Genomic DNA, 20,985 nt, shown 5'->3' with positions numbered 1-20,985 from the left:
TGGATCGGCGGGGTGCCTAGTCGCCTCGCAACAATGCTGCCACACCGGTCCGGGCCACTTCGACCAGACCCAGCGGCCGCATCAGATCGGCAAAGGCGTCTATCTTGTCCGGCGCGCCGGTGATTTCAAACACAAAGCTGGTCAGGGTGCTGTCGACAACATTGGCGCGAAAAATGTCCGCCAGGCGCAGGGCCTCGACCCGTTTTTCGCCTTCCCCGGACACCTTGAAGATGGCCAGTTCCCGCTCCACTGTGGTGCCTTCTACGGTCAGGTCATGCACCTCACGCACCGTTACGATGCGGCCCAGCTGGGCCTTGATCTGCTCGATCACCTGGGGAGTACCCTTGGTGACAATGGTGATGCGGCTCAGGTGGCCGGTATGGTCCACTTCGGCGACGGTCAGGCTTTCGATGTTGTAACCACGGCCGGCGAACAAGCCGATGACACGGGCCAGGACACCGGGTTCGTTTTCGACCAAAACCGCAAGCGTGTGCCGTTCCTGCACGTCCGAAAACGTCGGGCGCAGGTTATAGGCGGAATGGCGGGTCGAGCCTTTTTTGATGTGTAGGGCAGACATGTATAGTCCCTTTCGGTTCCTCGTGACCCGGAAAATTCGAATTTTCCGGGCCGTTTTCTAAGTAGAAAACGGGTCTGGTTAAACCAGCACCGCACCGCCGGCCTGAATGGCGCCTTCGGTATCGGCCTCACCCAGTAGCATTTCATTATGCGCCTTGCCCGAAGGGATCATCGGGAAGCAGTTTTCGTGTTTGGTCACCAGGCAGTCAAAAATCACCGGGCCATCATACTCGAGCATCTCCATGATGGCGTCATCCAGATCAGCAGGGTCCGAGCAGCGGATGCCCTTGGCACCAAAGGCCTCGGCCAGTTTGACAAAGTCGGGCAGGGATTCGGACCAGGATTGCGAATAGCGCGATCCGTGCAGCAATTCCTGCCACTGGCGGACCATGCCCAAGCGTTCGTTATTTAGGATGAACTGTTTCACCGGTAGCTTATACTGCATAGCGGTGCCCATTTCCTGCATGTTCATCAGCCACGAGGCCTCGCCCGCGACGTTGATCACCAGCGCATCTGGATGCGCCACCTGCACCCCGATCGAGGCGGGGAAGCCATAGCCCATGGTGCCCAAGCCACCCGATGTCATCCAGCGATTGGGATCCTCAAAATTCAGGTACTGGGCGGCCCACATCTGGTGCTGGCCCACCTCGGTGGTGATGTAACGGTCGTATTTCTTGGTCAGGGCCTCTAACCGTTGCAAAGCGTATTGTGGCTTGATGATCTTCTCATCCTTGGCAAACTTCAGGCAATCCACCTTGCGCCATTCATCAATCTGACGATTCCACGACACCACCGCCTCGGTATTGGTCTTGCGGCCGCGTGATTTCCAGACCTTCAGGAGGTCTTCGAGCACATGGCCAACGTCGCCGACTATCGGTATATCAATGCGAACAATCTTGTTGATCGACGAGGGGTCGATGTCGATGTGGGCCTTGGTGGAGTTCGGCGAGAAGGAGCTCAGAACACCGGTGATACGGTCGTCAAAACGCGCCCCGATGTTGATCATCAGGTCGCAGTCGTGCATCGCCATGTTGGCCTCATACAGCCCGTGCATCCCCAGCATCCCCAGCCAATGTTTGCCTGAGGCCGGATAGGCGCCCAGCCCCATCAGGGTGGAGGTGATTGGAAAGCCGGTGGCGTCGACCAATTCGCGCAACAGCTGGCCAGCTGCCGGACCCGAGTTGATGACCCCGCCGCCGGTGTAGAACACCGGGCGTTTGGCTTTTTCCAGGGCGGCGACCAGTTCGGTAATCGAGGTCAGGTCGCCCTTGACCGATGGCTGGTAATGGGACGCCGAGGGTTTGGGGCCGCAGTAGGTGCCAGTGGCAAACTGCACGTCTTTGGGGATGTCGATCAGGACAGGTCCGGGGCGGCCAGAGGTGGCGACATGAAAGGCCTCGTGCAATACGCTCGCCAGTTTTTCGGTGTCCTTGACCAGCCAGTTATGCTTGGTGCAGGGGCGGGTGATGCCAATGGTGTCGGCCTCCTGAAAGGCATCGGATCCGATCATGAAACTTGGGACTTGCCCGGTGAGAACAATGATCGGGATCGAATCCAGCAGCGCATCGGTCAATCCGGTCACCGCGTTGGTGGCGCCGGGCCCCGAAGTCACCAGCGCAACACCAGGTTTTCCGGTGGAGCGGGCATAGCCCTCGGCTGCATGGACCGCGCCCTGTTCGTGGCGCACCAGAATGTGCTGGATGTCGTTTTGCTGAAAAATTTCGTCATAGATCGGTAGGACAGCACCGCCGGGGTATCCAAATACTGTGTCCACACCCTGATCCTTCAGGGCTTGAATCACCATTTTTGCACCGGTCATCTCACGTGTCATCTGCTTTGCTCCATTGACGTCGTCTGTGTCTTCAAATTCATTGCGCATAAAAAAAGCCCCCGATTTTTTGTCGGAGGCGCATGGGTTCGAAAATGGTTTACCGTTACCGGCCCATGCGCTTGGTTCCTACGATGACGACTAGGGTGATCATTGTCCCTGGCTCCTTTTGCGTTAAAGGCGACATTATGGAGGGTCGCCGGGGGCGTCAACAGGTAATTGGGTCGAATCTGGACTGAAATTTGACATTTTATTGCGTTGGCGGGTTGCTCTGTGAAATATTCGCGAAAATCAGCCCTGAGTCCCGGTTGAATGTGACTCGGGCGGCTATGCATTGGCACCGGCCGGTGCCAATGACAAAGTGCAATCGGCTCTGGGTGGCGTTTCAGCCAGATGATTTCGGCGATGTGAAAGCGGAGAGATCTGGGCCTAGAGTCCGGCGCCGGTTCCCTGCAGCACCCCATGCTCCAGCGCATAGCGGGTCAGACCGGCGGTGGAGCTGATGCCAAGTTTGCGCTTGATGTTTTTGCGGTGGGTCTCAACCGTGCGCACCGAGATATCAAGCACCAGAGCAACCTCTTTGTTGGACTTTCCCTGTGCCAGTTCCAGTAGAATGGTCTGTTCGCGGGTTGTCAGGGACTCGCGGGTGTTTCCGTCTTTTGGCTCCAGTGAGCCTTTGGCGCCTGTGCAGAGGTATTTCCTGCCCTGCATGACGGCGTCGATGGCCAGTTTGATCTCGTCAGTGGGCACATCCTTGAGAATATACCCCATGGCGCCATGGCTGAGAGCACTAGAGATGTATTCTGGGCTGTTATGCATTGTCAGGATCAGGATGCGCGTGGCCGGGGCCCGTTCCAGCAGGATCTCGGTGGCGCTGAGACCCCCAAGTTCGGGCATGTTCAGGTCCATCAGGATCACGTCCGGGGCCAGCTCCGCAGCGCGGTTGACGGCCTCGCGCCCGGTGTTCAATGTGGCGACAACTTCGATGTCGTCATATGTCTCTAGGATGGACTGAATTCCCTCGGCGACCATCGGGTGATCATCCACTATCAGCACGCGAATTGGTTTGGTCATCAGTTTCCCCACATTCATATGCGCGATTCAGGTCCCGGATTCTTGGCGCTATTGCACCTGGCTGGAGTCTGTGCCGCCGCCGGGCGGCAGCAAGTGACTTAATGGCAGACGGGCTTCGATCACCGTGCCGCCTTGGGTGCCACGTGATGACAGAATGCGCAGGGTGCCGTCAAGCTGTTCGATCCGTTCCTGCATATTGCGCAGCCCGATGCCTGAGCCGCTGCGGTCCTGTTGCGGGGGTAAACCGGTGCCGTTGTCGGTGATGCGCATGGTGGCCCCTTTGGTGTGGCCGCGCAGGTCCATAGTAACATGCGTGGCATTGGCATGGCGTTCGATATTTGTCAGCGCCTCCTGGGCGATGCGATACAGCGCGATCTTGCTGTTCTGGTCCAGCCGGTTGCTGAAAACCACTGTGCTGAATTCGGTTTCGATACCAGTGCGGGCTGCAAAATCACTGGTCAGGGCCTTCAGCGCAGGTCCAAGGCCCAGATCGTCGAGCACACCGGGGCGCAGATCGCGGCTGATCCTGCGGACTTCGGAGATTGCGGTGCCCAGATAGTCGAGCCCCTTGTCCAGCGGTGGCAGGACCCGGTCATGATCGCCGCGGGCCATGCGGCGGCGCGCATTGTCCAGCGCAAAGCGCACCCCGACCAGGATCTGGCTGATCCCGTCATGCAATTCCCGCGCAACCCGGCCGCGCTCTTCTTCCTGGGCGTCGAACACCCGCTGCGTCAGTTCTTTCAGTTTGGCATCCGCCAGCCGGCGTTCGCGGATGTTCAGCATCATACCTGAGGCAAACACCACGATCAGCGCCATCAGGGCAATGGCGCCAATGTAAACAAAGGTGCGCTGTACCCGCGTCTTGACCTCGGCGCGGGCGGCGGCCACCGAGGCCAGCACATCGTCGATGAAAACCCCGGTGCCAACCGCCCACTGCCAATCCTGCAGGCCAACCACATAGGCCACCATTTGGGCGGATTCTCCGGTCGAGGGTTTTTGCCACATGAAGCTGTGCCAGCCGGCCCCCTTGCGCGCCAGCCGGATGAATTCATCCACCACCGGCACCCCGTTGTCATCGGTCAGGCCGGTCCAGTTCTGATTGATGAACTCGGTTTGGCGCGGGCTGACCAGATTGGTGCCATCATAGTCATAAACAAAGAAAAACCCGTCGGTTCCGTAGATCATTGATGACAGGATCTGCGCCACTTGCGTTTTGGCGGCCGCGTCATCGGGCTGGGCGCGGCCATAGATAAAGGAAAATCCGTTGCGGGCCTGGGTGACATAGTTTCTCAGCTCCGCCTTCTTGGCCTCCAGTAACTGGTGTTCCAGCGCCTGTATTTCGCGCTCGGCCAGGGCACGTGACTGATAGGCCACCAGAACCGCGATCGCCGTCACCGCGATGATCAGAGGAATTGTCGCCAACAGGGACAGCTTCTGAGCGTAATTTGGACGAATGAGGGGACGTAGGAAGCGCATGAAGCGAATCGATACGCAATTGGTCGCCGGAAATCAAAGCCCGGATGTGCTTTTTTGTCCGAATAAGTACGAAAGCCGCACAGGTGGCGGCGGGCAGACATATAATTGCGTATGAATTGGATTTTTTGGTCAAAAAAGACCGGATCTACGCAGTAGTAGGTATTCACATCGAATGCGCCATGGCTAGGCTGGCCGAACTTGTATCGATCCGTCCGGCCTTTGGGTCAGGACAATCCGAATAATCTGGGAGGAATAACACTAATGGATCGTCGTTCATTTCTAAAAACTACTGCACTTGGCGGCTCCGCTGCAGCCGCCACCACTCTGGCTGCTCCGGCCTATGCCCAGGGTAAGCGTACCCTGACCATGGTGACCGCTTGGGGTCGTGGCCTGGCAGGCGTTTTTGACGCCGCTCAGCACGTCGCAGACAATATCACTGCCATGTCCGATGGCAACTTGACCATTGAGATCAAAGCCGCAGGCGAGCTGGTTGGCGCGTTTGAAGTGTTTGACGCCGTGACCTCGGGCCAGGCTGACATGTATCACGCCGCCGACTACTACTTTGTTGGTCAGCATCCGGCTTATGCCTTCTTCACCGCGGCTCCGTTTGGCATGACCGCGCAGGAGCTGCTGAACTGGTATCACCATGGCGAAGGCCAGGCGATGCATGACGAACTGGGCCAGATCTTTGGTCTGAAGCCGTTCCTGGCTGGTAACACTGGTGCTCAGGCCGGTGGCTGGTTCAAGAAAGAGATCAATGGTCCGGAAGACTTTAACGGTCTGAAGTTCCGTATGCCGGGTCTGGGCGGCAAGGCGCTGGGTAAACTGGGTGCATCCGTACAGAACATTCCGGGTTCCGAAGTGTATCAGGCGCTGTCCTCGGGAGCCATCGACGGCACCGAGTGGATCGGTCCTTGGGCGGATGAAAAGGCTGGTTTCCAGGAAATCACCAAGACCTATTACACCGCTGGCTTCCATGAGCCAGGTGCAGGTCTGACCCTGGCCACCAACCTCGACGTGTTCGAGAGCCTGTCGCCAGCCCACCAGAAGATCATCGAAGTTGCTGCTGGTGACACTCACCAGTGGAACCTGGCTCAGTTCCTGAACAACAACGGTGCGGCGCTGCAGCGTCTGCAGGCCGGTGGCGTTAAAGTTATGGAATTCCCTGACTCGGTCTGGGATGCCTTCGGCAAGGCTTCGGCTGAGGTGATGGCTGAGAACATGGACGACGATTTGTTCAAGAAAATCAGCGACAGCTACACGGCCTCGATGAAGGCATCTTCGTCCTGGTTGAAGCAGTCTTCGGGCACTTATACCGCGCAGCGCGACCGCGTTCTGGGCTAAATCGTCTGTCGACAACCACTTGGATCCTCCGCGCTCGCGGGGGATCTTTTATCAATTGCAGCAGGCAGGATCGCGTGACAGCCAGACCACTGCTGACAATCATCCGGGGGCAAAATGCAGGAAGATACTAGCATCTCCTTGTCAGGAATATTCGGGGGGCTCTTCGACGGGCTCTGGTGGCTGGTGCACAATATTGGCATTGCCTTTTACAACTTTGGCTATGCGATCAGCCATCCGCAGCTTTGGCTGGACTGGTCAGACAAGCAGGCGATTATGCGCTTTGTCTACTATGGCGCTTCGGTTGAGTTCTTTTTTGTGGTCTTCACCACCTTTCTGGTTCTGACCGCTATCGGGATGTATTACCGCAGCTTCATGTGGGGCATGGTGCGTGGGCTGGAAGGCTTCGCCAATACCCTGGGTCGGTTCTTTGCCTGGGCGGGTCTGCTGATGGTGGTTCAACAAATCATCATCGTGTTCATCCAGCGGGTGTTTGCGCGGCCTGACATGAGTTTTGGATTTGGCATTCCATTGCAGATGGACATCAGTTGGTTTGCGGAAGAGCTGAAACTATACAACGCCTTGGTGGTTTGTCTCTGCGCAACTTACACCTTTGTGCAGGGCGGTCACGTGCGCGTTGATCTGGTCTATGCCGGCGTGAGTTACCGCACCAAGAAGGTGATCGACATGACCGGCTCGCTGATCTTCATGATGCCGACGGCGGTGCTGATCTGGCTGTACGGCTGGTTCTTCCTGTGGCGGCACCTGATTGTGCCGAACCCCTCAGCCAGTGATACGCTGGAGCGGCTGCTGAACAAGTCACGCGCGTTGCGCTGGAACGTTGAGACCATCAGTTTCAGCCCGAACGGATTTAACGGCTACTTCCTGTTCAAAATCCTGCTGGTGTCATTTGCCGGAATGGTATTCCTGCATGCAATTGCCTTCTTCTACCGCTCGTTCCTTGAATGTGTGGAAGGTCAGGGCAGTGAAGGTAAATACCTCGACAAGGATAGCCTTGGCGAGGGTGAAGAAGCCTATGAAGGCGCTCATTAATCTAAAGGACAGCGGATATGATATTCGGTCTTGATGGCGTCGAAATCGGCTTGCTCATCGTGTTTTTCTGCCTCTTCGGAGGTATCCTCTCTGGTTTCCCGGTGGCCTTTGCCATCGCCGGTGCCGGTATTATCTCATTTGGTATCATTGCCTCACTGGATTCCGCAGGTCTGCTGATCCACCAGGCGATCGATACCTCAACCCAAGCCTACCGCGACCTGATCAATTCAGGCGTTAAACCCGACGCGGTGTCGGTGTTCCGATACCCGGATTTGCCAACTTCCGGTCACTCGGTGTTTCCCAACGGTTGGGAAACCGCGATGGACCGCAACCTGTCGTTCATCGTCAACCGGATGAATGAACGGGTTCTGGCGGGCGCCTCGATCGAGACGCTGCTGGCGGTGCTTATGTTTGTGCTGATGGGGATCACCCTGGAACGCTCAAAAATTGCCAATGACCTGCTGACCACCATGGCCCGGGTGTTTGGCCCGCTGCCCGGCGGTCTGGCGGTTTCGGTTGTGGTGGTGGGGGCTTTTCTGGCCGCCTCAACCGGTATTGTCGGCGCCACCGTGGTGACCATGGGGCTGCTGGCCCTGCCGACCATGCTGAAAAACAACTACTCGCCGGAACTGGCGACGGGGGTGATTGCGGCCTCTGGTACCCTTGGGCAGATCATCCCTCCGTCTATTGTGATCGTTTTGCTGGGGACCTTGGCGGGCGACCTTTATTCCACCGCGCAGGAAAAGCGCGCGATGGATGTTGGCTGCTCTGACGCGCTGACCTTTTTGGGCGAGCCTGCGGTGGTTTCGGTCGGAACCTTGTTCCAGGCGGCGCTGCTGCCGGGTATTCTGCTGGCGCTGCTTTATGCGCTGTATGCCTTTGGCTATGCGATGCTGAACCCGGACAAGGCGCCGGCAGTGGTGATGGCGCAGAGTTCCAATGAGCCGATCACCCGTAACGAGGGCCTGACCTGGTTCCTCGCGGCGCCGATCGGTGTGATTGGTGGTGCGTTTCTGCTCGGCTCGGTTGGGCTGATTGGCAGTCAGAATATCACTGTCTCGTCGTTCTCGGATATTGGCCAAACCGCATCCCTGCGTACCAATGTCAGTGCTGAATGTCAGGCCTCGATGATCGATCTACATGGCCAGGACGCCTGGAACGTGGCGGCGGCGGAGCAACAGGCGATTGATGCTGCTGGTGGCATCAGCGAAAGCAAGCGGCTGACACCGGAAGATCTGGCGGCAGCGAAAGCGGCCAAGATCGACAGCATTGCGCCAATTGGCACGGGTCTGACTGTGCTGATGGTTCTGATGGGGATGGTCCTGATCACCGGACGGGGTGTTTCGCCATCGAGCGATCCCAAGCCGTTGATTCTGGGAACGATCGGACTTCTGCTGGTTGCACTGGTGGATGCGGTTCTGGTGGCGCCAACAACAACGCCAGGTGGAACCATACTGCTGATTGCCCTGCCGGGCCTGCTGGCTTTGTATGGCTGTCGCGAGGCAGCGGCCCGCTGTGCGCGCAATGATCTGATCCGGGTGGTGTTCCCACCGCTGGTGTTGATCGTCGCCGTGCTGGGCTCGATCCTGGGTGGGATCACCAATCCGACACCAGCCGCGGCGCTTGGGGCGGGGGGAGCCATCATGCTGGCGGCCTATCGGCGTCTGCAGGATGAGGGCCGCTCGGGCAAGATCATCATCTGGTCCACATTCGCGGTGCTGATCTGTATCCTGATCGGGGTGAACTTTGATCTGCGCATCAATCAGCCAAAGGTCAGTTTTGAGACCTGGGTGGCGTTTGGCTTTGCCTATGCAACCTATCTCTACGCGCTGTTTGGCCTGTTGTTTGCCTGCTGGGTTCTGTTCAAGGGCGGCGTGCTGACACCGATCGTGCGGGAAACCGCCAAGGTGACTTCGATGGTGTTCACCATCCTGATCGGCTCGCAACTGCTGAACTTGGTGGTGATCTCCTTTGGCGGCGAGCATTATATCCAGCAGTTTCTGATGAGTTTCGACAACGAGCTGAAGGTCTTTCTGATCGTGATGCTGGTGTTGTTCTTCCTCGGCTTTGTGCTGGATTTCCTGGAGATCATCTACATCGTGATCCCGATTGTCGGGCCGATTATCTATGGTGGCTCGTTTGATCCCAAGTGGGTGACCATCATGATCGCGGTGAACTTGCAGACTTCGTTCCTGACGCCGCCGTTTGGCTTTGCGCTGTTCTATCTGCGGGGGGTGGCGCCTAAGGAGGTCACCACCGGCCATATCTATCGTGGTGTGATCCCGTTTGTGCTGATCCAGGTTGGCGGGTTGGCGCTGCTGTATTTCTTCCCGGTGATCGTGACAATTGTACCGGCGCTGATCGGCAATTGATTTACCGCGGATGACGGACTGTCGAGACCAATGACAAGGGGCCCTTCGGGGCCCCTTGCTGCATCTGGCGCAGGGGGCGCTGCCCCCTCTTGGCCTGGACGGCCAATTCACCCCTGGGATATTTATGGCCAGATGAAGCGGGGCCGATTTTTTGCCTTGGTGTTGCTGAGATGCGATCAGGACAGCTGTAGCAAGTCCCAGCGGTTGCCAAAAGGGTCCTGCCAGACCGCGACGGTGCCGTAGGGCTCAACGCGCGGGGCTTCCTCAAAAACCACCCCTTTGGCGACCATGGCCGAATGATCGCGGGCAAAATCATCCGTGTGCAGGAACAGTCCGACCCGGCCGCCAAACTGGTCACCGATGACGCCGCATTGGCGGTCACCGTCGGCGCGGGCCAGAATCAGGCTGCCCTGACTTGCGCCGGGTGGCAGAATGCGGACCCAGCGTTTGTGCCCTTGGTCGATATCTTCGGCCAGCTGAAACCCCAAGACGCCGCAATAGAAATCAATCGCCGCGTCATAGTCCGGGATCACCAGTGAAAAGCCATGCAGGGTCTGCATTAGCGGCTCTTCAAACGTCGGTCGGGAAGATTGATATTTGCAACCTGTTCGGCGATGGGGTCGGTTGAGAGCGGGTGGAGACCTGCTTCAAAGGCGGCGGCATCCTGCATCGGCTGCCAGCCCCCGCCGCTGTAGATCTCAAGCCCGGAAAAGCTGGCCTTGTAGCCCATCTTGGGACTGCCCGGCACCCAATAGCCAAGGTAGACATAGGGCAGCCCAGCCTCGCGGGCGATGTCGATGTGATCCAGGATCATATAGGTGCCAAGCGAGTTTCTTGGCAGGTCAGGGGTGTAGAAGGAATACACCATGCTGAGCCCGTCCTCGAGCACATCGGTGAGAGACACCGCCGTCAGCTGATTTTGTTCTGTGTTGCTGTATTCCACCACCCGGCTGCGGATTGGCGTTTCTTCGATCATGGCGGCAAATTCAAACACATCCATATCAGCCATACCGCCATCTGCGTGGCGACTGTCCAGATACCGGCGAAACAGCGCGTATTGATCTTCAGTGGCCCAGGGAGAGGTGGCGCGGCGTTCCAATTTGGCATTGCGCCGCAGCGTCCGTTTTTGACTGCGCGACAGGCTGAAGTCAGAGACTTTGATGCGGGCCGACAGACAAGAGGAACAGTCGGCACAAGAGGGGCGGTACAGCACGTTCTGCGAGCGCCGGAACCCCTGTTGCGACAGGCTGTTGTTCAGTTGCTCCGCCTCGTCCCCCTGCAGAGCAGTGAACAGTTTTCGCTCCATCCTGTCCGCCAGATAGGGACAGGGTTGCGGGGCAGTCACATAGAACTGCGGGGCAATCGGGAGCGTGTGGCGCATGAAATTCCAGGATGAAGACGTGGGATATGTCGGAATGATAACAACCCATGTGGAAAGCGCCAAGGGCCGATCTGAGAAATGGTTTCAGACTCGTCTATTCAGCGCCGCGGTGCCCAGACAGGCATCAGTCAGCCCCTGGCCTCGGGACGACGTCAACATCATGATCACCGAGATGACCTGCAACAGGGGCAGCATCAGCGAGATCGAATACCCGGCGGTATGCAGCACGGCAAGACGGAGGTCGAATGTCTGACCGGCCAGGCTGCGCAGTTCAATACCGGCAAAACGCATGCCCCAGGTGGCTGATCCATTGGCGATGGTGACCACACGGTAGGCAAAGCCAAGTACCAGAAAGAGCACAGGCCAGAAGAAAAAGCCAATGAACACGGTCATCACCGACACCGCAAAGCACAGCCCGGCGATGATGACGCTGTCGATCAGCCAGGCCAACAGTCGCTTGCTGGCCACTGCCCGATAGAATTGCGGTTGATAATCTGGATCGGGCAGGGCGGTCATGGCTTTTGGGTCCTCGCAATATGAGAGCCTGCCCGGTCAGGGGCAGGGGACTGGTCTAGGGAGAGATGTAATCAGCTGTGCTTGGCGGTGTCATCGGCACCGGACGCTTTGGCGCGGTCATCCATGAAGTCGTCAAACTCGGCCTTGTCCTTGGCCTCGCGAAGGCGCTGCAGGAAACTCTCAAAATCGCTCTGCTCCTGTTCCAGACGGTGCAGAGTGTCCTCTTTGTAGGCATCAAAAGCACTGTTGCCGGTGGTGGACATCGAAGGGCGCGACCAGCGGTTGCCACGGCTGCGGTGGCGGCACGAGGATGAGAACATTTTCTTGCTCCAGATCATGTAAAACAGAAGGGCCAGGCCGACCGGCCAGAAGAATACAAAGCCAAGAACCATGGCGGCAATCCAGGCGCCTTTGCCTTTGCTGTCCAGCCAGGACTCGCTGCGGGAAAACCAGCCCTGTGCGCTGAGCGGCGGGGCGGCGGTTTCGGTGTAGGTGGTCATTGAGTGTCTCCCTGGGTTTGAGTGAATGTAAATTCCTTTCACATTATGGTATATCGGAAGCCGACAGGTGCATTGCAAGGGTCATGTAAATCTTTTTTACATTGAGTGTAGCCGGTCTTGGCCATTCACCGTTGTTGCCCCAAATAGCGCGGGCGGCTCAAAATAGTTGTAGCCGGTGTAGCCGGACAGACTTTCTTGCACGGATGGACAGAGAAAGTTGCAGCAACTCGTTTTTGAGTTTCAGCCACTTTAGCGGCGTTTTTAATGCAAGTCACTGGCAGTGCGTTGGAAGCACTTCAAAATATCAAATCGCAATTACCCGGTCAATTTGGGTGATGGGTCCTGGGCGATGATCTGAGACGTTGCCCGGCCTCAGATTTGTACAGCGCAGCCTCGGCGTTTTTGGACAGAGATAATTGCAGTAACTTTTCGGGCAGCGGCTCAAATCGTTCAAATCACCGGTTTGGCCACTTCTTTAAACGGTCTCTAAACGGGGTTTGAAGGGGCCGGACTTCTGACCAGCCAGCTCCGTAATTTCGTGCAATACTTGGGTTTGCCTGGCCATCAGTAACGGCAGCTCCGCGTCCAATGTGACCAATTCTGCTGGCGCAGAAAGTCGTAACTAAGGGCGGAAAGCGGCCGTTCGCCGCGCGAAACGTGAACGTCTTCTGAGCTGTCAAAGCAACAGCTCGCTGAAACCGCTAAATGCCAGAGACACTCTCTTATCGAGATTTTCTAACTGTCCCCACAAAGGGCAGTGACGCTGGACTAGAAGAGACGAGTTAGAATTTGTCTGACACCACAAGTCTCTCTGCTATAAGTCGGGAATGGAACACTAATTGGGAACCGAATATTGATTAGTCCGGACAGTCTTGAAACGTCATTCGAGCCGCCAGTATCGTGAAAGTTCGCCTTCAGGTAGGCGTGGCCACCGCCTTTACGTTTATCACTGTCGCCATGCTCGGGATCGTTGTCATTTTCCTTTATGTAGGCAATCGCGACCTTGCGTTGCAGACAGCGCGGGAAGATATGCGCGAAGCGAGAAAGCTCTCGGTCGGGGCCATTTTGGAAGCGAAGTCTCAAACTGGCCGCGTCGTTGATGTTGTTGCCTCTCTTGTTACGGAATTCCCGGAAGGCGCCCGATCTCTTGAAACTCTGAATGTTCTTCACGCACTGATAGAGGGCGATGAGCAATTTTATGGAGTTTATTTTGGCCTCGAAGATAGTGGCGCGTTCTATCAGAATATCGCTTTGACGGACGATGTTCTGACCTTCGGGCCTGATAATAGTGAGGTGCCGGACAATGTCAGGCGTGTGTTGCGGGTAATCGACGGCCCTGACGACGCCAGAGTAGAACAGTATTTCTGGGCCACGAATACTGGGCAGTCAGTGAAGTTCGCCCAGGGTCCGGTGGATTTTGATCCGCGGAAACGGCCTTGGTACGAAGGTGCCCTAAAAAACGATGGGCTGTTTGTCACGGAACTGTATCGCTTCGAAAGCACCGGGCGGCTGGGCGTCACCTTCGCGAAGCGCATTCTGGACGAAACCGGCGCTGTGATCGGTGTTGCCGGTGCGGATATCACCACGTCGACCCTCTTGAAGAACTTTGAGGCCATCCGGATCGGAGACGAAGGTCTGGTATTCATGGTGAACCAAAATGATCAGCTGACATTATACTCCGGAACCCGCGCGTCAGGAGACGGGGCACGCTTTGTCAATACGGACATCGAAGGACAGATTGCCATCGAAAGCGACGTGATCGCCTCAGCTGTATCGCACTGGATTGACAACAGGCAGCCGTTCTTCCGGTTTTCCGCAGAAAGCGACAACCTGATGTACATCGGGTCAGTCGCGCCGATCCCTGAGATGTTTGGGACACAGCCCATTATAGGTTTCGCGGTCCCCGAGGACGAATTCGTCGGCGCCATCAAGCAAACGACAGCACAGGTGCTGAAAATAAGTGCAGTGGCTCTTGCCCTTGCGATCTCGATCACTGTTCTGGTTGCGCGCATGCTCAGCCAGAAACTGCGGCTCGTAGCGGAAGAGGCACGGCGGATCAGGGATTTCGATCTGACTGACGATCTCGACTTGCACTCGTCCATTAGGGAGGTTTCCGACCTCAACCATGCCATGTCGAGCATGAAAGCGGGATTGAGAAGCTTCGGGGCCTATGTCCCAAAGGAACTTGTTCGCTCTATTATTGCAAAAGGTGAAAATGTCGCTGTGGGCGGTCTATCCCGCGAAGTCACGATCATGTTCTCGGATCTACAAGGTTTTACGGCAAGGACAGAGAACCTCGAGCCCGAAGCGCTGATGCCGGCCTTGTCGGAGTATTTCGAAGCCATGGAAAAGCAGATCACTGCCCATGACGGAACCGTCGACAAGTATATTGGCGATGCGGTAATGGCGCTTTGGAACGCGCAGAAAGTCGATGACAACCACTGCGAACATGCCTGCCGCGCCGTACTGGCCTGCTTGCAGGCAGAGGCCGAAATCAACGCCAGCAATCTGTCCTCGCCGCTTGTCCCGCTTCATACGCGCTTCGGTTTGCACTGTGGTACAGTGATTGTGGGCAACGTCGGCTCCTTGTCTCGAATGCAGTACACGGCACTGGGTTCGAGCGTTAACCTGGCTTCGAGAGTTGAAGGGTTAGGAAAGGTGTATGGCACGCGAGCGCTGGTGACCGAGCCGGTCGTGCGCCGCACCGAAGGTTTGTTCTGCGTTCGAGAAGTTGATACCGTGTCCCCCGTAGGTACAACCAAACCCATTCGGATATTCGAACTTCTGGGGGAAGAGGATGTCGGAGGTACTTATCCAGCCAGCCCCGAGATCAGGCGGGAAATCCAGAGCTGGAACATCTGTTACGAGCTTTACAGGTCGGAGAACTGGACGGAGGCGCTTGTCGCATTCGAAGATCATCTTGGAAAAACTTCGAGCCAGGCGCTTGTCGAGACCTATATCCAAAGATGCCGAAAATTCATCGCACATCCACCGGATAAGGGATGGGACGGCGTCTACAGCTTCAAAACGAAGTAGCTGAACAGGAGAACAGATGAATGGTGATTTAAATTCAAATTGACCTGACAATTGGCCGTTTCCCCAACGACGTTTGTCGGGGTAGGTACAGTTCACGAACTTTTCTTTCCAGGTTTTAGCCTCTTCCCCTACCCATTGTGTTCGCCGCATCATCCAGCAAGCAGGGCGAACCGGACCTTCACTGCACCACCGGTCAAGGTCAGCAATGGGCCGAAAGCACCAATTGGGTCAACAACCGTGAATGGCCGAAAATGCCTGCAGAGCAGTCGTGCTAAGGCCTATTCAGTGATGGCCGATGTCTTGAACGGGGCTCACGCCCAGTTCAAAAGCTCCACTTTCAGCGCTTCAAACGCTGGGTTAATGGGCGTTCGCGCACCCCTTAGCCTCCCGTCAGGAAGGCCAATAGCTGTCGTCTTGGTAGTCATTCGGGATCAGCGCCATGTCCTTGACCACGCGGGCGGCAAAGACATGCAGCCGCACGTGTTCCGCAGCGGCTGCCCCAAAGGCGAACACCGTCTGCGAATCCATCGGCACGGCCGCGTTGTTCTGGGAGAGCCAGGCGAAATCATCCGCCGCGCCATGCCAGCGCAGATCACCGGCCAGCGCCCCTGACGCCATCGCGCCAATGGCCAAGGTGGCGGCACCGGAAATGTTCTGCCGGGACGCCGCATCACAGTCAAACACATGCCCCTGGAAGGTGAACCCGGCAGTGATCCTACGATCCCTTTCCTCATCTACCTCGTCACGGCGGCCCGGTCGTCCGGTTTTAGACACGATGCCCTCCGGGGATATACACCACTGGGAGGGGTCGGGGATATCAAGCCCGAGTTCGGTAACGTCAACGTAGGGGTTTTCAGGAGGTGACGGAGGCATAGGATCGCCCACGAATTTCATAGTGGACCTCCCGGTTCGGGTTACGGGGTCGTAGTACAGCAAATGCTTGGTGCTCGGCATGGTGTTTCTCTTTCGTTACGCTGACGCCTGGTCAGCCCCGATGGGCCAGTAGGTGTATTGCACTGTCCTTGCGTTGCATTTTATTCGGGGGGTGCCGTTACTGATGAACGCCAGGCTCCACGTCCAGTTCCCCTCGGCAAACAATCGGGTGGTGCCATCCCCAAAATCAATAGTCACGTCATCCTTGACGTTGTTGATGATCCAGTACCCCGTCCTTGGGTACAAAGTGGGGAAGTCCACCCACGTTCCAGTACCTTGAGTGGTGATCGTCCCTTGGGCCGTAGAGGTGGCCGAGATTGGCCCGGCACGTACATCAGCGCCACCAGCTTCCAGCACGTCCACCTTCCCGTTATTGGCGCCCCCAGTGTTGAACGTGATTTCTATGTTGGGACTGGTGAGACCCGCCAGGTCGTAATCTATGACTGACGTGCTTTTACCTGCCTTCCCGCCCTTACCAGAAGCGATATTGGTGTCATGGTTCTGCTCACCGTCAGCACCGTCAAGCCCGTTACCATAAGGGGAATAGGGTCCGATCTCCCCAGTGTGGACGCTGTTAGCCCCTTTTTGTCCCCCAGCTGCGGTCCAAGTTTGGATCACGGTAACGCCGTCACGCAGGACAACCACAGTGCTCCCGCCATTAGATCCCCCGCCAGACCCATTGCCATTGGGCCCCGGTCCACCACCTGCGCCAACCAACAACAGACCAAACACGCTATCCACTGTGAGTGCGACGTTTTGGGAAGTGGTATACACCGCCCCGGTCGCGGTTGACGCCCCGATAGTGAACACGGCGTTCTTGAGGGTCAGTCCAGAGTCTTTGGAGATAGAAATACGCTGTTCATCACCGTTGTCATCTATACGACCGGCGATGAATCCAAAGCCCGGATTACCTCCGAAGTCGGTGTCCCGCCCCATGTATAGACCATCGTTGATCGTGTCACCGGCGCTGGTCTTGCCGTAGCTGAATGCCCCGCCTTCCAGGATTTCCAGAGAGCTATCAACAAGCATATGAGCGGTCCTGACAGTGCCATCCAGCAGGATTGTATCTGCCGCCAGCCTAGCCACTGATACAGTGCCATCGGACCCATCCGCCGCGACCAGATCCAGCAGCGACACCTCATTGCCCGCCTGTGCCTTAATCAGATAGCCCGCGCTGGCATTACCCACCAGATCCGCAATGGCCGAGGCCTGATCCAGAACGCCCGCATCGGTTATTGTCAGCGGCTGGATCTGGGCGCGGTGGATCTTGATGTGCTTATCCGCATTGGGGGTGATGTTGTTCCAATTCGCCAACAGAAAAACACTGTGATGGTCAAACACCCCCGTAAAGCCCGAGGGCCGCTCAAAGACCCAAGAGGCAAGCATGATCTGGCCCGTGGTGATTGGCTCGGAAACCATATCCGCCAGAAGCTTGGTGGCGCGGGACAGGGCGTTGCTGGTATTGCGCCAGTCAAACAGTACGCAAGCACCATCCGCCGAGCCAGTCAGCAGTTCAAACTCGACTTCCACCCGGTAGGCCGCCGCGCCCTTGGATCCAACCCAGGCCGCGCTGTCGGACTGCAATTGAGCGCCAGCGTTTACCCCAGACACAACGTCCCAGGCAAAGGTCTGGCCGGTTGCATAAATCTCGTTTGCGGTGCGCGTCGGGCCGGTGCCCCAAGCTAGCCAATCTCCAGGCATGAACTGACTGGAGAGAACCCCAACGCCCTGCGATGACACCGCCACGGCGGTATCCTTTGCGCTGACGGCGATGGCACGGGCGTCCTCCGACCCCAGCTCAGACAGCGCCGCGTTTATCTCGCTGATCTCGGCGTCAGCCGCAAAACCAGCAGCGGCATCTGCCTCCTCCTGCGTCGCCAGGTAATCAATTTCAAGCTGGCCCAGGTTGGTGCCGGTAAAGCCCTCAATCAGGGCGTTATGGGCATCGCGTACCGTGGCGCCCACTGCAATGTCGGCTTGAAGTTGGTCACTGAGATCAGCCGGGCTAAGGCGGACATCTGGCGTTGTTACAGGCAACCAAATCGACCAGGTGGTTTCTCGACTGGAGGCAATGGCCTTTGCGTGGACCTCATAATCCTGCCCCGGCAGGACTGGCATCAGCAGCAACTCGCCCAGGGCCAGGTCGGTGGTGCTGGCAGACAGGTAGTTCTCCGTCGTGCCGGTAATCCGCGCCTCAAAGGAGACGCCATCGGCAACGCCTTCAAGACTGTCAGACCAGGTCGCGCGGATGGCCGCGTCCCGATCAACTCCAGCGGCGTCTTGCACCGCAACGCCATAGATCGCAAAGCCCGGAACCCCGTCATCGGTGACATCGACCGGCGTAGTGACGCGCGCAATGTCAGGCAGCTCCAGGGTCAAATCCGGGTCAAAGTCTGCGGGATCGTTTTCGCGAAAGCTGACCGAGACATTCAGGGTGCGCAGGTCATAGGCGACCTCTGAGAGCTGGAATGTCTTGGCACTGTAGCCGTTCCAATCGGAGGTCCAGCGCAGGGAATTCATCGGCTGCAGGAAGAAATACTCTGGCGGCAATGGCACCTTGTGGCTGCGGAAACGTCGGTTTTCCTTCAGCAGGCTTTGGCCGATCTGCCTGCATTGTTCCGGCGATGACACCATGGGCAGCTTTAGATCAAACAGCCGCTCGCCACCGTCATCGATCTCCCAAAGCTCATTGGTGATTGTCTCCAATGTGGCCGGGTTCCATAGGGCATTGGGCGACGGGTGCGAAATCGTCACCGCATTGAAGGTCTGGTCAACGCGCGGAAACGGGTTGAACTGCCAGGTCTCGGACACCAGCAGATCGTCGTCGGTGATGTCCACGACAGAGGCCGAGGCCGCCCCAACATTAGGATACCAATAGCCGCCCAGTTCAAAGATCTCAGCGTTGGCCGAGGAAAACAGCTCCTCCAGGACGTCGGCGGGCTCTTCTTCAAACCGGATTTCAAAGCCTATTTGAAACTGCGGCCGGGACGTCGCGCCAACACCCAGATCACAATCCTGCATGGCCTGCATCCAATGGGCGACGGGCAGGTCCTCGGCCGGGTAGCCGCCGCCCCAGACACTGCCACAGGGCAGGGTGATGCCGCGCAGGATCGTGTAGGCAATGACCATGGCGTTCTGCGTTGGGGCCCAGGTGGTTGGATCGTCCCAGCGGTGAGCACCACTGCCACCGGCACTGCTGTCCAGGCGCAGGTCGTAAAAGCGCGGGCCGTTCAGCTCAAACCGGTATTGTGGGCGTCCCTGGGGATAGACCTTGTCCAGGCGGTCAAAGGTCAAGATCGCGTAGGTCAGACCGGTGAGAATGTGGTTCATGGTCCAGGGGCGCTCGGCATCATTGCCATAGACCTGCATCAGATATGGGTCGGCGGCCGCCTGTGTGCCGTCCATGAAGCGGATCCAGGCGCGGTGGGTGGAGCCGCTATCCTTGGACAGGATGGGTCGCCCAAAATTGGCATGTTCCACAGTGCCCAGATCAGAATATTCACCGTCAATGATGACCCGGCTCAGGGTCACGCCGGGCAGATCGCCGACCTCGACAATATGGGTCAGGTAGCGGTGATGGCTGCCGTGGCTGTTGTGATAGACCAGATGGCCTGCGGTGGCATAGAGACCGATGACCGTGCCCTGGGGATCTGTGCCGCCTGTTGTTGTATGTGTGGTTTGCAGGCCGGGCTGGCGTTGCTTGCTCTGGGTGAGCTTGGAGATCAGTAGCGAGATCCCGACCTTGACCAGAGCCCTCAGGGCGGTGGCGGCAAGAGCTTTGATCGTGATGGCTGCTTTGAAAGCGGTTCCCAGAGTGGCGAGGACTGCCGCAACTGGAGCCGCATCAGCAGGTTGGCTAAGCGCCAGCAAACATAAGACAGAGAGCGCTAAGATCCTCATGGGCGAAACACCCGGATTGCCCGGCCGAGCGGCACATAATCAAGGCCCTTCAGGGACAGGACGTGGATCTGTTGGCCCCCAATGATGCCCAGGGCCGTGTGGCCGTCCTCTGTCATGGCGGCGATGTCACCGACCTGCGACTGGGCCCAGCCAGAGATTTCGGTTAAGTGAGCAGCGGCCAGATCAGCCAAGTCCGGGAAACCGGCCTCACGTAGCAGCGCGCGGCCCTCATCAAAGGATTTGTACTGTGCTCGCCATTTGGCCGTCAGGTCTTTTCCGGTGCAGATCTGGACCCAACCAGCAGCATAGAAAGCGCAGTCAAAGGTACTTGGGCGAACATGCGCGCCATGGGCACGGATGCCGCGCAGATAGGCCAAGAGATCTGTCGCGCGCTCTGTTGCTATCATCCCCATGGCACCACCCATTCGCCGACTATGTCGCTGTATTCGCGACCCAGGTCACTTGGGCTGCGGCGCTGCAGCTCGGCGTTGGACCGCTTCAGGGGCAGGGCCAGTGTCAGACTGCGGGCCGAGGTCACCAGGACCAGCTCGGTGCGGCTCTGGCCTCCCTTGCGGCCCAGTTCCTCCGGGGCCTCATTTAAGAGCCCTTTGAACATCCGCAGAGGTTCAGCCAGAGCATTGCCGCTGTCGATGTCGAGCGGGCAGGAGTGGATTTCCACTTTCGCCAGGCGCGGTTCAAATTGGCGGATCAGGGTTTTGACCTCATTCACCAGCGGCGGCAGGCTGATCCGGTAATTGCGCACCTGAAACCCCTTGCTGGCGATGATCGGCGGCGCATCGATGACGTCTCCGGCGCCGAAATAGCTGCGGATCTCGCCGCCAATCAGGAACTCCTGATGATCGTCGCCGGTCCAGAACCCGATGGTCTCCGGCGCGCCGGTGTCGCGGTTCTTGGCGGTTATCCACAGCAGCACATGGGCGTCGGTTCCCCGTCGCTCTGCAAGTTGCTGTTGTACGGCTGGCGCAATGCTGGGCATTT

Annotated in this window: 16 protein-coding genes; 4 read left to right on the top strand and 12 right to left on the bottom strand. The window is 57.7% G+C overall.

Annotation, left to right across the window (positions count from 1 at the left end):
- Window positions 1–16: 16 nt before the first annotated feature.
- From ilvN to QPJ95_RS21745, 4 genes are all read right to left on the bottom strand, one after another.
- Complete coding sequence (gene ilvN / locus QPJ95_RS21760) at window positions 17–577, bottom strand: acetolactate synthase small subunit (protein ID WP_270919881.1); 561 nt, start codon at window positions 575–577, stop codon at window positions 17–19.
- A gap of 78 nt (window positions 578–655) precedes the next feature.
- Window positions 656–2,407 carry an acetolactate synthase 3 large subunit gene (locus QPJ95_RS21755; RefSeq protein WP_270919927.1) on the bottom strand — a complete coding sequence of 584 codons (1,752 nt, stop codon included), beginning with the start codon at window positions 2,405–2,407 and terminating at the stop codon, window positions 656–658.
- 426 nt (window positions 2,408–2,833) lie between these two features.
- Window positions 2,834–3,478 (bottom strand): response regulator transcription factor, encoded by a 645-nt coding sequence (locus QPJ95_RS21750; RefSeq protein WP_270919882.1) that lies wholly within the window; start codon window positions 3,476–3,478, stop codon window positions 2,834–2,836.
- A 48-nt stretch (window positions 3,479–3,526) separates the two neighbouring features.
- Window positions 3,527–4,954 (bottom strand): cache domain-containing protein, encoded by a 1,428-nt coding sequence (locus QPJ95_RS21745; RefSeq protein ID WP_270919883.1) that lies wholly within the window; start codon window positions 4,952–4,954, stop codon window positions 3,527–3,529.
- 261 nt (window positions 4,955–5,215) lie between these two features.
- Here QPJ95_RS21745 and QPJ95_RS21740 point away from each other — a divergent pair, with 261 nt between their 5' ends.
- The 3 genes from QPJ95_RS21740 to QPJ95_RS21730 all read left to right on the top strand — a co-directional run bounded on the left by QPJ95_RS21740 (window position 5,216) and on the right by QPJ95_RS21730 (window position 9,720).
- A complete protein-coding gene (locus QPJ95_RS21740; RefSeq protein ID WP_270919884.1) occupies window positions 5,216–6,298 on the top strand; it encodes a TRAP transporter substrate-binding protein in 1,083 nt (360 codons plus the stop codon).
- A 114-nt stretch (window positions 6,299–6,412) separates the two neighbouring features.
- A complete protein-coding gene (locus QPJ95_RS21735; RefSeq protein WP_270919885.1) occupies window positions 6,413–7,348 on the top strand; it encodes a TRAP transporter small permease subunit in 936 nt (311 codons plus the stop codon).
- A gap of 17 nt (window positions 7,349–7,365) precedes the next feature.
- Entirely contained in the window at window positions 7,366–9,720 is a 2,355-nt protein-coding gene (locus QPJ95_RS21730) for a TRAP transporter large permease subunit (RefSeq protein ID WP_270919886.1), read from the top strand.
- A 176-nt stretch (window positions 9,721–9,896) separates the two neighbouring features.
- Here the strand turns inward: QPJ95_RS21730 and QPJ95_RS21725 are convergent, their stop codons facing one another.
- The 4 genes from QPJ95_RS21725 to QPJ95_RS21710 form a co-directional block, all read right to left on the bottom strand.
- Window positions 9,897–10,280 carry a VOC family protein gene (locus QPJ95_RS21725; protein WP_270919887.1) on the bottom strand — a complete coding sequence of 128 codons (384 nt, stop codon included), beginning with the start codon at window positions 10,278–10,280 and terminating at the stop codon, window positions 9,897–9,899.
- Window positions 10,280–11,101 (bottom strand): arginyltransferase, encoded by an 822-nt coding sequence (locus QPJ95_RS21720; protein ID WP_270919888.1) that lies wholly within the window; start codon window positions 11,099–11,101, stop codon window positions 10,280–10,282. Before QPJ95_RS21720 ends, QPJ95_RS21725 begins: the two co-directional genes overlap by 1 nt.
- Window positions 11,102–11,185: 84 nt before the next feature.
- Complete coding sequence (locus QPJ95_RS21715; protein WP_270919889.1) at window positions 11,186–11,617, bottom strand: RDD family protein; 432 nt, start codon at window positions 11,615–11,617, stop codon at window positions 11,186–11,188.
- A 71-nt stretch (window positions 11,618–11,688) separates the two neighbouring features.
- The gene (locus QPJ95_RS21710; RefSeq protein ID WP_270919890.1) at window positions 11,689–12,117 is read right to left on the bottom strand and encodes a DUF2852 domain-containing protein; all 429 of its coding nucleotides are present in this window, start codon (window positions 12,115–12,117) and stop codon (window positions 11,689–11,691) included.
- A 900-nt stretch (window positions 12,118–13,017) separates the two neighbouring features.
- Here QPJ95_RS21710 and QPJ95_RS21705 point away from each other — a divergent pair.
- Window positions 13,018–15,153, top strand: coding sequence for an adenylate/guanylate cyclase domain-containing protein (locus tag QPJ95_RS21705; protein ID WP_270919891.1), 2,136 nt, complete (start codon window positions 13,018–13,020; stop codon window positions 15,151–15,153).
- A 390-nt stretch (window positions 15,154–15,543) separates the two neighbouring features.
- Here the strand turns inward: QPJ95_RS21705 and QPJ95_RS21700 are convergent, their stop codons facing one another.
- The 4 genes from QPJ95_RS21700 to QPJ95_RS21685 form a co-directional block, all read right to left on the bottom strand.
- On the bottom strand, window positions 15,544–15,927 hold the full coding sequence (locus tag QPJ95_RS21700; protein ID WP_286018204.1) for a DUF4376 domain-containing protein: 384 nt from the start codon (window positions 15,925–15,927) through the stop codon (window positions 15,544–15,546).
- 195 nt (window positions 15,928–16,122) lie between these two features.
- On the bottom strand, window positions 16,123–19,986 hold the full coding sequence (locus QPJ95_RS21695) for a phage tail protein (RefSeq protein ID WP_270919893.1): 3,864 nt from the start codon (window positions 19,984–19,986) through the stop codon (window positions 16,123–16,125).
- Entirely contained in the window at window positions 19,983–20,399 is a 417-nt protein-coding gene (locus QPJ95_RS21690) for a DUF6950 family protein (RefSeq protein WP_270919894.1), read from the bottom strand. Before QPJ95_RS21690 ends, QPJ95_RS21695 begins: the two co-directional genes overlap by 4 nt.
- Window positions 20,390–20,983 (bottom strand): hypothetical protein, encoded by a 594-nt coding sequence (locus QPJ95_RS21685; RefSeq protein WP_270919895.1) that lies wholly within the window; start codon window positions 20,981–20,983, stop codon window positions 20,390–20,392. Before QPJ95_RS21685 ends, QPJ95_RS21690 begins: the two co-directional genes overlap by 10 nt.
- Window positions 20,984–20,985 lie beyond the last annotated feature (2 nt).

Origin of the sequence: Parasedimentitalea psychrophila, from assembly GCF_030285785.1 — a bacterium.
Classification (GTDB): domain Bacteria; phylum Pseudomonadota; class Alphaproteobacteria; order Rhodobacterales; family Rhodobacteraceae; genus Parasedimentitalea; species Parasedimentitalea psychrophila.
Note: the sequence above shows the minus strand (reverse complement) of the source record. Positions and strands in the feature narration are given on the sequence as shown.